Raw genomic sequence first — 12,948 nt, forward strand, 5'->3', positions numbered from 1 at the left:
CAGTACCTGTGGGAGCACGGCCCGGTTGTTCAATCAGGAGGAAATCGCCTGATCGGCGGGAATGAACTCGAAGCGCACGTCAACCGTCGGTGTCTGAGGAAGCGTGATACGGATCACTGGGATCCAGATGCCGGTTTGCGTCTTGAAATCTCGCTGGTCGTATTGCGCCCCCGCCTTGCCGGCATCGTTGACGTAGAAAACCGCCTCGACCGGGAGGGTTTTACCAATATTCTGGTCCCATTTGGCCATGCGGAATTCGTTCTGCGTATTGAAAGCAAAGGTTCCGCCCATCCCCTGCGCTTTAATCGCTTCATTGAAAGCAGTGGTGGCTCCCTGGTTCAAATTGTCGCGCACATTGAATCCGCACAAGTGGGAATACTTGTTCGGAAAGTTATTGTAATGCGCGATATATTGAGCGGCGGTGTTAATGCTCTGAGACTGGCATTCCCTACTTGAAGGAAAACCGAGCCTCTCACCACAGCCTTGTCCACCCCGAACATCAGTCCCCCCGTCCACCGGAAAAAAACACAATATTTCCGGATCCATTTTATCAACTGGCGCAAAAAATATAGGATAAAAGATAAAGCCATTATTATAGCCAAACACCAGCTTACTGAACTTGGCATCCGCCCGCAGATAGGAAAACGATACCCCGGTTGCTGCAGGATTCGGGTTCCAGAAGTGGAACTGGGTAGAGTGTTGGGTCGCACGCAACAGCACGCCCGAACACAGGAACGCTGGCGCGGAAGGGTTGTTTCGGCACATGTTCGCCTTATTGAGGTAGCGCTCCGTGAGGTATTGTGCGGTCACCGGGCCAGAAGCGGCGCCCAATGTATTGACTGCGCGGGATTCAATGGCCTGCCCGTCGAAACCAGACACATTGACCGGTGCAACTTCGTGACTCGCGCAGCCGGCAACAACCAACGCAATCAGCAAGACAACTAATCTGTTCATATTCACGCACTCTGAGGGGTTGATTCAAAGATTAATAAACACGCGCACCACTCCCGCCAGATTTAGGATCGACAGGTACCACGGCGACATCATCAGCAACAGTTCAACTTAATCGCGCGACCAAAGAAGTTCGCAGTTAACAAAACAAACAGGATTACCTTAATAGGATTTCTGTCATCCAACACCTGTTAGAACTAACAGTAATGATGTTACCGCCATACCTTATCGAGATTAAAAATGTCAGTGCTATTACCAACCGATCATCCGCCCCCCATCGAAAATTTGCTGCGCGGGGGAACATCAACCTGTCATGTGGGTCGGTTACATCAGTGACAGAGCGGCACCGCACGACGGAAGCGTGCAAAAACGCGACATTTTTTGTTGATCTCAAGCGCCTCACGCCCTAAAGTTCGCGCCGAACGTCCATGCTGGAAACGATCCATCCGGCTCAAGTACTGACGACGAGACAGCAAGGCCAAGGGAAAGCACCGCCTCCCATGGCCTTTTTGCTTTCGGCGACATGCCTTGGGAAGTAGGCGAACCAAAGTGGGGATACGGAGGGCGTTCATTTGCACCCATTGATAATTTCAGTTTGCCAGTAGGAGTTCCCAGCATGTCGATCAACGTCGAAGACTATTTCGCGCGCGATACCTTCCAGAAAATGAAGGCGTTCGCCGACAAACAAGAAACCCCGTTCGTGGTGATCGACACCGCGATGATCAGCCAGGCCTACGACGACCTGCGCGCCGGTTTCGAATTCGCCAAGGTCTACTACGCAGTCAAGGCCAACCCGGCCGTTGAAATCATCGACCTGCTCAAAGAGAAAGGCTCGAACTTCGACATCGCCTCGATCTACGAGCTCGACAAAGTGATGAACCAGGGCGTCGGCCCGGATCGCATCAGCTACGGCAACACCATCAAGAAATCCAAAGACATTCGCTACTTCTACGACAAGGGCGTGCGTCTGTACGCCACCGACTCCGAAGCTGACCTGCGCAACATCGCCAAGGCTGCACCGGGTTCGAAAGTCTACGTGCGCATCCTGACTGAAGGCTCGACCACCGCTGACTGGCCACTGTCGCGTAAATTCGGCTGCCAGACCGACATGGCCATGGACCTGCTGATCCTCGCTCGCGACCTGGGCCTGGTGCCTTACGGCATCTCGTTCCACGTTGGTTCGCAGCAGCGCGACATCAGCGTCTGGGACGCCGCGATCGCCAAGGTCAAAGTGATCTTCGAACGTCTGAAAGAAGAAGACGGCATCCACCTGAAGCTGATCAACATGGGCGGCGGCTTCCCGGCCAACTACATCACCCGCACCAACAGCCTGGAAACCTACGCTGAAGAAATCATCCGTTTCCTCAAGGAAGACTTCGGCGACGACCTGCCGGAAATCATCCTGGAACCAGGCCGTTCGCTGATCGCCAACGCCGGCATCCTGGTCAGCGAAGTAGTGCTGGTTGCCCGTAAATCCCGTACCGCGGTAGAACGATGGGTGTACACGGATGTGGGCAAGTTCTCCGGCCTGATCGAAACCATGGACGAAGCCATCAAGTTCCCGATCTGGACCGAGAAGAAAGGCGAAGTGGAAGAAGTGGTCATCGCCGGCCCGACCTGCGACAGCGCCGACATCATGTACGAAAACTACAAGTACGGCCTGCCGCTGAACCTGGCGATCGGTGACCGTTTGTACTGGTTGTCGACCGGTGCTTACACCACCAGCTACAGCGCCGTTGAATTCAATGGCTTCCCGCCGCTGAAATCTTTCTACGTGTAAGCGCTACACGCAGAAATCAAAAAGCCCGTGACGTGTCATGGGCTTTTTTTATTTGACCGCATTCATTGTCTGTAAAAGTTGATCAGACATGGCTTTAACTTCAGCCAGCGAAAAATCCACCAGTCTGAGCGAGCTGTTGGCACGGGCCACGGTTTGCCCGGGATGATTGGTTTGAAGATCCCGCTGGGCTTCACCCAGGATGTACGTCAGCCGATAACAGAAGTCGCTGAGATTGTTCACCGCCCCGGTGGTGCGCCGGTATAGCTCGGACAGCCGAGCAAGATGCTCTCTCGCCATGCCCAGCCGTTCCTGCTGAGAATAGGGCCGGCTCGGGTCAAACTGCATGCCCGGAAGACCAATCCGACCTTGCGAGTAATAGGCTTCGATCTTGGAAATAGGATCGTGGCATTGGCATAAGGGAAGCCCGATCGATTCGATGAATCGAACAAAAATATTGTGTATCGTTTCACCGACGCTGCGTACTATTTCTTTAAATCTTGATACGCCTGACTTACACCGTTCCAGCCGAGACCAAAGTTCACGCATGACATCGATTACATCCGCAGGGGGAGGCACATACCAATCTCTGGACTTGACCACACTAAACTGTGTGGCATCAAGTTCACTGACTGGGGACGTTGTGCTTACGCCTGCTGTCCTTTGACGAAACTCTTGGGTAAAACCATAAGTCTCTTCAAAAGTCTGCGCCGTTACACTGCCCAACACAGGTACATCTGCGGTGATTGTCCGCCAGTGAGTGGCGTTTACCATTGCCGTCTCAATCAATGCCTCGGCATTAGGCGGCGGCAACATAGTGTGGCCTGATCGCGCAATGTCATCGGAAAGACGTTTTATTTCCGCCAAAGTCTCAGGTAACTCATTCAGAAAGTCGACATACTCTTTCAATGTAACAAAGTTCTTTTGTGCCAGTAAGTAATCGAGCATCTGCAGGTTCCTCCTCATCACCAACCCTCGGTGCCAACTGATCGCCTGGCACCGAGGGTGACGAAGTTGAATTTAACGGTTAGGTACCGATACAGGCACAAGGAACGCCATAAACAGGTTCGCTTGCTGTTTGAACCCGGCGCTGCGGGCGTCATCATCAGTAAATGAAATCTCGTCGGTAGCAGCCAGGTATTGCTCAAATGCTGTAATCGCTGGACTGTAACCCGCTACATAGACTTTGCGTTGATCTTCGATCGAGTGGATGGCTTGCAGGTACTTGATCTTGCCGGCCGATGCACTGACAACGCCGTCTTGACGATCGATCTCTGCAGTGACCGCTTCGATTTTTTCTCGCAGTTTTTCGCTCTCACGAACCATATCCAGAAAACGAATACCGTTTCCGATATCGCCAATCGTTTTCTTGAGTTGTTCAATGGCGAACATCACCAGCTGGACCTCTGGCGGTGCCAGGCCCAACGTCTTCACTTTTTCGATGGTCAGCGTAATGTCCTTGCCCAGCTCTTCAATGCCCTTCTTTTCCAGCAAAGCGATAGCCTCAGCAATGGCTTTTCGCTCAGCCTGGAGAGCGATCACTTTTGCTCGCAATTGAATGACTTCTGCGTTTGCCAGCGCTTCTTCACGCTCAAAGTCAGCGATGTAACCCAGTGTCAAACGCCGGTCGAACGGGTCACGGATTTCATTCAGGCAACTGCGGATCCGCGAGCCTTGCTGGCGAATCGATTCTGCGCAATGACTCAACAGTTTTCGGCGCTCGTCCTTGATTTCTTCAATCTCCTGCCCATCGCTCGTTTCTTCCAGATCGTTCTCGATTCTGGCGAGCCGTCGCAAACCGTTTTCAAGCTCATTAATACCTTCAAGCGCGGTACTTTGTAGTTGGCTCGAACTTTGGCCGACACCTTGAACGAGCCGATTGAAGCGGTCGAACAGATCCGGCAGATAGCTCAGCTTTACCCGCCAGACTTCCGCCTGGGTGCGGTGATCGCTCATCTGCTCACGGGTAAGGCGCAACGTGGCGAGATCCAGTCTCGGATAAGCCTGCTGAAGCGGCACAGTGAACCCCATTGCACGCCCCCTTACCCCGTAATTGCGCTCATATTCCTCATCGGCCTCTTTGAAGACCCGGATCAGCTTGTCCGAATCAGATTCGATTTGCTGCCACGGATTAACCACCTCTTCAAACTCGGTCATGAAAATCCTGAGACTCAATGCGTCATTGATACGACCTACCGACCCCGTAGAATTTCTGATGCACAGGTGCAGGACGCTCCACACGTGCATCAGGTTCTGCGTGGCAATATCGGCATCGATCGCTACAACCATCAGGCTTTGCAGATCATGCTTCACCCGTGCCAGCGAACCCAGGGTTTGGTTCTTGCTGGTGAGAATCTGGATATCCTTTTCCTGCCGGGCATACAGCTCATTGCGCCGAGCGCGGATGTTTTCCGCTTCCACGCCCATGTAAATGGCCATCGCCAGTCCGACAATGTTCATCCCTGCGGCAGCCTTCAGCGCCTCTTGAACCGCGGCCTTGTACTCGGTATTTTTGATATCGATTTCTTTTGCACGCTCATCGATAACTATTTTCAGCTGCTTGATATCTTCAGCCAAAGAACTGCTTTCAATCAGCCCTACTCTCAGCTTGATATCCGGCAAGATGTACTCGCGCAGATCATAACCAAACATATCAAGATCTGTTTTAATACCTTCCACCACCTGAAGATTATAATCAATCTTCTCGAAAATTCGTTGAAGGTAATAATCCAGCGTACTGACAGTGTCATCCTCCAGCTCGACACCTGGAAATTTATCACCCAGTTCCAACTCAAGCTTCTTCAGTTGTTCCAGAGTCTTTACATTGTGTTGATCCAGCAGAGCGGAAGCTTTTACTTCACTGTAGACCTCTTTCATCGAGGCACCATAGGTCAGCATGCTTTTGGCAAAATCCTTGAGGCCGCGGCCCGTCATCATGATCCGCTCACGTAATGGCGACCAGCGTCTGGCATGATTTCTGGTATTTAAAAAAGTACTTAAGAAATCTTCAGGCCTCAGCCCCGAACCACCGTCCTGCCCTGCACCAAAACGGAGATAGTCCGTAACATCATTCAATGTATAGGGCAGCGCCAGGCCGGCCGCTTCATATTTTCGCAAATCAATGATTTGTTTTTTGGTCAGCAACAGACCTGTATCACGAACAACATTTTCACTTTGCGAAGTGGAAGCATCACTAAATAATTTTGGCGCTTCAGTTGCGAAACGCACAATTTCATCAGGGGTTGCATTTTTCAATGCTTCGCCCCACAGGTTTTCATTGGACATAATCATTCCTTTAATTAGCCACTCATCAATCAATTAAAATAAGAAACCGGAATACAAAACCTAAAATCAAACACAACTCTCAAATCTCACGCAAAGACTAAACAAAAAAACAGGACAACCAAACAACCAAGCCAATTCAAAATGTACGCGCACACCCACACACTAACGACCACTCACCGCTGTAAGTTATTGACCCACACCTACCCAACCACACAATTGTCGACAATATTAAAGTTGTGCAGATTAAAGGCGTTGTGAGTTACTTAATAACTGCAACCTATTGCGGTAGTCCTGAGCCAATGCTTGCACATGAGGATCTAACGCACTGGCAAGTGTCTGAGCGCTGACGTGGAGAAAGGCGAGGTTTGCGGTAAGCATTGCACGGCGAAACCAAACCAGTGCCTCTTCAACCCGGGATTGATCAAGCAGCACGCTGGCATAACTGAACTGCCCGCGAAAATCCCCAGCCTCGGCAGATTGTTGATACCAGTGAAATGCCGCTGCAGGATCAGCCGGACATGACACACCGTCTTCCAGATACCGGCCCAACAAGTTCATCGACTTGGCGTGACCGAGTTCGGCGGCGCGTTGATAGAAGCTCAGTGCCCTTGCCTGATCCTCGATCACTCCTCGGCCTGTGGCCAGCAAATTGGCGTAGTTGTACATCGCCCAATCCAACCCAGTCTCGGCGGCCTGACGATAATGCCCCGCTGCGATCACCGCATCGGCGGCACAACCCCAACCGTGCTCATGACAGCGACCCAGCATGTTGCGCGCCATCAGGTGCCCTTGCCGGGCGGCGATCTCGAACCAGCGCACGGCTAGCCGCTGATCCTGCTCAATCCCTCGCCCGTCCAGGAGGATCTGCCCGAGCAACGCCTGAGCATCGAGCACACCTTCACGGGCGGCGATCAGGATCGCCTGAGCCGCTCGCGCCGGGCTTTCTTCGAGCATCGATTTGAGGCGGTCGCCGTCGAGGATTTCTTCGCGACGCAACCGAAAGTCCGTCACTTACACCTCGACCCAGCGACGCAACAGGTTGTGATAGGTGCCGGTCAGGCGGATCAATGAAGGATGGTCGGGCATGTCTTGGGTCAGTTGCTGAATCGCCCCGTCCATCTCGAACAGCAAGGCGCGCTGGCTGTCTTCACGCACCAGGCTTTGCGTCCAGAAAAACGAGGCGTAACGGGTGCCGCGAGTGACGGCGTTGACCTTATGCAGGCTGGTCCCGGGATACAGAATCATGTCACCGGCGGGCAATTTCACGCGCTGGGTGCCGAAGGTGTCCTGGATTTCCAGTTCGCCGCCGTCGTAGTCCTCCGGTTCACTGAAGAACAGCGTCGCCGACAGGTCGGTGCGCACACGCTCGATACTGCCCTTGGGCTGACGCACAGCGTTGTCGATGTGGAAGTCGAAACTGCCACCGGCCGTGTAGCAGTTCAGTAACGGCGGGAAGACCTTGTGCGGTAATGCCGCCGACATGAACTGCGGATTTTTCCACAACCGTTCAAGCATCGCCGCACCGATTTCCTTGGCCAACGGATGCCCTTCCGGCAGTTGCAGATTGTGCTTGGCCTTGGCCGACTGGTAACCGGCGGTGATTTTGCCATCGGCCCAATCCGCCTGCGTCAGGGCTTCGCGAATGCGCTGCACTTCTTCTTTCGCGAACACGCCAGGAATGTGCAGCAACATGGAAAGACCACCTGAAGGCAAAGGGGCGTCAATGGTATTGATTCTTATTGCCCGTGTAAAACCCGTGCGACGAATGAAACCGCAAAAACCGTAAAGGTAAATTGTAAAGAATGTAAATTCGTAGCGAATAGCAACGTTTCGCAATTGATACAAATACGTATTTACTCTACATTCCGCGGCCTCAAATCCTTGGGGAGGGGAATTCACATGTCACGCCAACAACTACAACTAACGGTCGGTTCACCGCGTTTGCTCGCGTCTGCAATTGGCGTGGCGATCACTGCCGGCTCTGCGGGACACATGGTTTTCGCGGCCGAGAAGACTGACGAAAAAGCACCGAACAATGCGATTTCCCTGGACGCGACCAGCGTTGTGGGTGAGCAGAACGACACCTCCTACAAGACCGATACTTCGACCTCCAAGAAGTACACCGCGCCACTGCGCGAGACGCCGAAAAGCGTCACCGTGATTCCGCAACAAGTGATTCGCGACACCGGCGCCACCAGCCTGGTCGACGCCCTGCGCACCACCCCGGGCATCACCTTTGGTGCCGGCGAAGGCGGCAACCCGGCCGGCGATCGTCCGATCATTCGCGGCTTCAACGCCGAAAGCGACACGTTTGTCGACGGCATGCGCGACCCTGCGTCCCAGAGCCGCGAAATCTTCAACGTTGAATCGATCGAAGTCAGCAAGGGCCCGGGTTCAGCCTTCACCGGCGCCGGCTCCACCGGTGGCAGCCTGAACCTGGTGAGCAAGACCGCCAAGCTGGGCAATTCCTACAACGGCGGCTTCACCTGGGGCTCGGACCAGACCCAGCGCACCACCCTCGATCTGAACCAGCAGATGACCGACACCTCGGCCTTTCGTCTGAACCTGATGAAGCATGAAGCCAACGTCGCCGGGCGTGACACCGTGGACGTCAGTCGCTGGGGCGTAGCGCCATCCTTCGCCTTCGGCCTGGGCACCGACACACGCCTGACCGTCGGCTACTACCACGTCGAAACCGACGACATGCCCGACTACGGCATCCCGTTGACCCTGAGCCCCAACCGCAGCAAATACAACGTCGACAAGCCGGCCAACGTTGACCGCGACAACTTCTACGGCCTCACCAGTCGCGATTTCCGCCAAACCACCAATGACAGCGGCACCCTCAAGCTCGAACACGATCTGAATGAAGACCTGACCGTATCGAACAGCTTCCGCATGTCCCGTTCGACCCTGGACTACATCGTCACCAACCCGGACGACAGCAAGGGCAACGTGGTCAATGGCAGCGCTTACCGTGGCGCGAAGAGCCGTAACTCGACGTCCAGCGGCTGGATCAACCAGACCGACCTGAGCGCCAAGTTCAACACCGGTTCCATCGAGCACAGCCTGGTGACCGGCCTGGAGTTTTCCTATCAGGACACCCACAACCGCCCGTACACCCTGACCTCCACCGCCAGCGGCACCCGATGCAACGGCGCCCTGTTCACCTCCGGCGACTGCACCAGCCTGTACAACCCGACGCCTGGGGATAACTGGAACGGCACGATCACCGACAGCACAGCGTTCACTGACACCAACACCAAAACCGCCGCGGCCTACGTGTTCGATACCCTGAAGTTCAACGAGCAATGGTCCCTGAACCTGGGCCTGCGTTATGACAACTACCAGGTCGAATCCAGCGGCCACGCCAACGCCAGCAGCACAGCGCCAGCAAACGATTTCTCCCGTGCGAACACCAGCGACCTGGTGAACTACCAGATCGGCGTGGTCTACAACCCGTTGCCTAACGGCAGCATCTACGCGGCCTATTCGACCTCCAGCAACCCGGCCGGCGAAACCAGCGGCAACGGTGGCCTGGAACTGGCAGCGAACAACAGCCGTCTGGACCCGGAAAAGAACCGCAACTACGAAATCGGCACCAAGTGGGACTTCTTCGGTGACGATCTGTCGCTGACCGCCGCGCTGTTCCGCACCGAGAAAACCAACGCGCGGATCAACGATCCGGACGGTGGCACCACGCAAGTACTGGACGGCGAACAGCAGGTCAATGGTCTGGAACTGAGCTACGCCGGCAAGCTGACCCGTAACTGGAGAGTCTTCGGCGGCTACACCTACATGGACAGCGAAGTGGTCAAAACCACCCTCGCCGCCGATGAAGGCAACCACATGCCAAGCACGCCACAGAACAACTTCACGTTCTGGTCGACCTACGACCTGGTGCCGGACAAGTTGACCATCGGTGCCGGTGCGACCTACGTCGATTCCCAGTTCGGCAACGTCGCCAATTCGGTGGAGATCCCGTCTTACTGGCGTTACGACGCAATGGCCAGCTACCGCCTGACCAAGAACGTCGACCTGCAACTCAACGTGCAGAACCTGACCGACGAGCGTTACTTCGACCAGATCCTCCAGAACCACTACGCCCACGTGGCGGCGGGCCGTACCGCCCTGCTGAGTGCCAACTTCCACTTCTGATAATAGAAGCGTGAAGGCCAAAGCCCCGTTCATCGAAGTGAACGGGGCTTTTGTGTGTAAAAAAGAATGCTTCTCGACAACTCACGGCATAATGCGCGCCGTGATGATGACTTTTGAACGAACAAGGCGAGCGACGTGTTGAAGAAATCCCTGTTCCAGTTGCACTGGTTTTTCGGCATCAGCGCCGGACTGGTCCTGGCCCTGATGGGCATTACCGGGGCGGCGGTATCGTTCCAGGATGAAATCCTGCGGGCGTTGAACCCCTCTGTGCTGCACGTCGAAAAGCAGATTGCCGGCGTTCTTCCACCTGCCGAGCTGGTAGAAAAAATCGAAGGCGCTTCGGGCAAGAAAGTCTCGATGCTCTGGGTCGAGACCGACAGCGGCAACGCCGCGCGGGTGATCTTCACGGCGCCACCCGGTGAACGTCGCGGGCCGATGCGTTACTTCGACCCGTACACCGGCGAGTTCATGGGCGACGTCACGGGCCAGGATTTCTTTGGCCTGATGCTGCAACTGCACCGGGTCCTGGCCATGGGCGATATCGGCCGGCAGATCACCGGCGCCTGTACGCTGATTCTGGTGTTCTTCTGCCTGTCCGGCCTGTACCTGCGTTGGCCACGCCAGTGGAAAAGCTGGCGCGCCTGGCTGACCCTGGACTGGAATAAAAAGGGTCGCAGCTTCAACTGGGATTTGCACTCAGTGGCTGGCACCTGGTGCCTGGTGTTCTATCTTTTGGCAGCGCTGACCGGGCTATCCTGGTCGTACGAGTGGTACAACAAAGGCCTGACCCGGCTGCTTTCCGATTCGCCGCAGAACGAACGGGTCCGCAGTGGTCGCGGTCCTGCGCCAAGCGGCCCGGCCCCGACTGCCGATTACGCTGCGATATGGAGCAGCATCTACAGCGCCGCCGGCCCTGGGCTTGCGTCCTACAACGTGCGTATGCCGCCCGTGGCCGGACAACCGGCAACGGTGTTCTACCTGCTGAGGAATTCCCCCCACGACCAGGCACGGAACCAGCTCACCCTCGATCCGGCGACCGGCATCGTCAGCCGTCATGACCGTTACAGCGACAAGAGCCTCAAGGCGCAGCTGCTGACCAGTATCTATGCGCTGCACGTTGGCAGTTATTTCGGGATGATCGGGCGGATTATCCTGACCATCGCCGCGCTGACCATGCCGCTGTTTTTCATCACTGGCTGGTTGCTGTACCTGGATCGTCGACGCAAGAAACGTCAGATCAAGGATGCCCGCAAAGGCCTCGCGCAACCGGGTAGTGATACGCCGGCATGGCTGATCGGCTTCGCCAGCCAAAGCGGATTCGCCGAACAGCTCGCTTGGCAGACCGCCGGACAATTGCAGGCCGCCGGGTTGCCGGTGAAGGTCCAACCGTTGGCCAATGTCAGCGAACAGGACCTGCAGGATTCCAGCAACGCGCTGTTTGTGGTCAGCACCTTCGGCGACGGTGAAGCACCGGACAGCGCCCGAGGATTCGAACGCAAAGTGCTGGGTCGGGCGCTGAGCTTCGACAGCCTTAACTATGCCGTGCTCGGCCTCGGTGACCGCCAGTATCAACACTTCTGCGGCTTCGCCCGCCGCTTGCACACTTGGTTGGGCGAGCACGGCGGCAAGACCTTGTTCGCCCCGGTGGAAGTCGACAGCGGCGACCCCTACGCCCTGCGTCACTGGCAACAGCAACTCGGCCTGCTGACGGGCCAGGCGCCGGTGGATACCTGGCAAGCGCCAAGCTACGACAACTGGACCTTGACCCGCCGCGAATTGATGAACCCGGACAGCAGCGGTTCGCCCGTGTATTTGCTCGGCCTCAGCGCCCCCACTACCAGCAGTTGGCTGGCCGGGGATCTGGTGGAAGTGCTGCCGCGCAATTGTCCGTGGGCCATCGAGCATTTCCTCGACGGCCTGGGGATCGACGGTCGGGCCACGGTTGAGTTCGATGGCCTGTCGCAAACGCTGGAACAAGCCCTGGCCAGCCGCCAACTGCCCGAGAACCGCGCGCATCTGGTCGGCCTGCATGCGCAAGCGCTGGCGGATGCCCTGGTGCCGTTGGCCATGCGCGAATACTCCATCGCCTCGATCGCCGCCGACGGCGTGCTGGAATTGATCGTGCGTCAGGAGTTGCATGCCGACGGCAGCCTGGGCGTCGGTTCCGGCTGGTTGACCGAACACGCTCCCGTGGGCAGCAGCATCAGTTTGCGGGTACGCCGCAACAGTGGTTTCCATCTACCGAACGAACCGGTGCCGATGATCCTGCTAGGCAACGGCACCGGGCTGGCCGGGTTGCGCAGTTTGCTCAAGGCACGGATTGCCGACGGGCAGCAACGTCACTGGCTGCTGTTCGGCGAGCGTCATCGCGAGCACGACTACCTGTGCCGCGCGGAACTGGAAGAGTGGTTGATCAACGGTGATCTGACGCGACTGGATCTGGCATTCTCGCGGGATCAGGCCGAGAAGATCTATGTGCAGGATCGCTTGCGCGAATCGGCCGACGAGTTGAAAAAATGGCTGGCCGATGGCGCCGTGATTTACATCTGCGGCAGTTTGCAGGGGATGGCTTCAGGCGTAGATCACGTGCTCAACGAATTGCTCGGCATTGAAGAAGTCGACCGCCTGATCGAACAAGGACGCTACCGCCGCGACGTCTACTGACACACCCCATTAAATGTGGGAGCGGGCTTGCTCGCGAAAGCGATGTAACAGTTGATCGTTCCCACGCTCCGCGTGGGAATGCAGCCCGGGACGCTCCGCGTCCCACAACAGCC

At 56.1% G+C, this 12,948-nt stretch carries 8 protein-coding genes; 3 read left to right on the plus strand and 5 right to left on the minus strand.

Annotation, left to right across the window (positions count from 1 at the left end):
• Positions 1–33: 33 nt before the first annotated feature.
• Positions 34–954 carry a hypothetical protein gene (locus PMI18_RS15655; RefSeq protein WP_007900401.1) on the minus strand — a complete coding sequence of 307 codons (921 nt, stop codon included), beginning with the start codon at positions 952–954 and terminating at the stop codon, positions 34–36.
• A 613-nt stretch (positions 955–1,567) separates the two neighbouring features.
• Between PMI18_RS15655 and PMI18_RS15650 the strand changes: the two genes are divergently transcribed.
• The gene (locus PMI18_RS15650) at positions 1,568–2,731 is read left to right on the plus strand and encodes a type III PLP-dependent enzyme (RefSeq protein WP_007900403.1); all 1,164 of its coding nucleotides are present in this window, start codon (positions 1,568–1,570) and stop codon (positions 2,729–2,731) included.
• 48 nt (positions 2,732–2,779) lie between these two features.
• On the opposite strand, the gene PMI18_RS15645 is transcribed toward PMI18_RS15650, so the two are convergent.
• From PMI18_RS15645 to PMI18_RS15630, 4 genes are all read right to left on the minus strand, one after another.
• Positions 2,780–3,676: a hypothetical protein gene (locus PMI18_RS15645; RefSeq protein ID WP_033036396.1), complete on the minus strand. Its 897-nt coding sequence runs from the start codon at positions 3,674–3,676 to the stop codon at positions 2,780–2,782.
• A 72-nt stretch (positions 3,677–3,748) separates the two neighbouring features.
• A complete protein-coding gene (locus tag PMI18_RS15640; protein ID WP_007900406.1) occupies positions 3,749–6,013 on the minus strand; it encodes an alpha-xenorhabdolysin family binary toxin subunit A in 2,265 nt (754 codons plus the stop codon).
• 243 nt (positions 6,014–6,256) lie between these two features.
• Positions 6,257–7,024, minus strand: coding sequence for a tetratricopeptide repeat protein (locus PMI18_RS15635; protein ID WP_007900407.1), 768 nt, complete (start codon positions 7,022–7,024; stop codon positions 6,257–6,259).
• Positions 7,025–7,705, minus strand: a complete 681-nt coding sequence (locus PMI18_RS15630; RefSeq protein WP_007900408.1) for a Fe2+-dependent dioxygenase — start codon at positions 7,703–7,705, stop codon at positions 7,025–7,027.
• A gap of 207 nt (positions 7,706–7,912) precedes the next feature.
• Here PMI18_RS15630 and PMI18_RS15625 point away from each other — a divergent pair, with 207 nt between their 5' ends.
• Both PMI18_RS15625 and PMI18_RS15620 read left to right on the plus strand, forming a co-directional pair.
• Positions 7,913–10,171 (plus strand): TonB-dependent receptor, encoded by a 2,259-nt coding sequence (locus tag PMI18_RS15625; protein ID WP_007900409.1) that lies wholly within the window; start codon positions 7,913–7,915, stop codon positions 10,169–10,171.
• Positions 10,172–10,306: 135 nt separating this feature from the next.
• Positions 10,307–12,835 (plus strand): PepSY domain-containing protein, encoded by a 2,529-nt coding sequence (locus PMI18_RS15620; protein WP_007900416.1) that lies wholly within the window; start codon positions 10,307–10,309, stop codon positions 12,833–12,835.
• Positions 12,836–12,948 lie beyond the last annotated feature (113 nt).

Origin of the sequence: Pseudomonas sp. GM102 (assembly GCF_000282555.1) — a bacterium.
Lineage (GTDB): Bacteria > Pseudomonadota > Gammaproteobacteria > Pseudomonadales > Pseudomonadaceae > Aquipseudomonas.

What these genes read in the sequence shown, in the direction of transcription:
- PMI18_RS15655 (WP_007900401.1), bottom strand. Translation starts at nt 954, where the DNA reads ATGAACAGATTAGTTGTCTTGCTGATTGCGTTGGTTGTTGCCGGCTGC.
- PMI18_RS15650 (WP_007900403.1), top strand. Translation starts at nt 1,568, where the DNA reads ATGTCGATCAACGTCGAAGACTATTTCGCGCGCGATACCTTCCAGAAA.
- PMI18_RS15645 (WP_033036396.1), bottom strand. Translation starts at nt 3,676, where the DNA reads ATGCTCGATTACTTACTGGCACAAAAGAACTTTGTTACATTGAAAGAG.
- PMI18_RS15640 (WP_007900406.1), bottom strand. Translation starts at nt 6,013, where the DNA reads ATGTCCAATGAAAACCTGTGGGGCGAAGCATTGAAAAATGCAACCCCT.
- PMI18_RS15630 (WP_007900408.1), bottom strand. Translation starts at nt 7,705, where the DNA reads ATGTTGCTGCACATTCCTGGCGTGTTCGCGAAAGAAGAAGTGCAGCGC.
- PMI18_RS15625 (WP_007900409.1), top strand. Translation starts at nt 7,913, where the DNA reads ATGTCACGCCAACAACTACAACTAACGGTCGGTTCACCGCGTTTGCTC.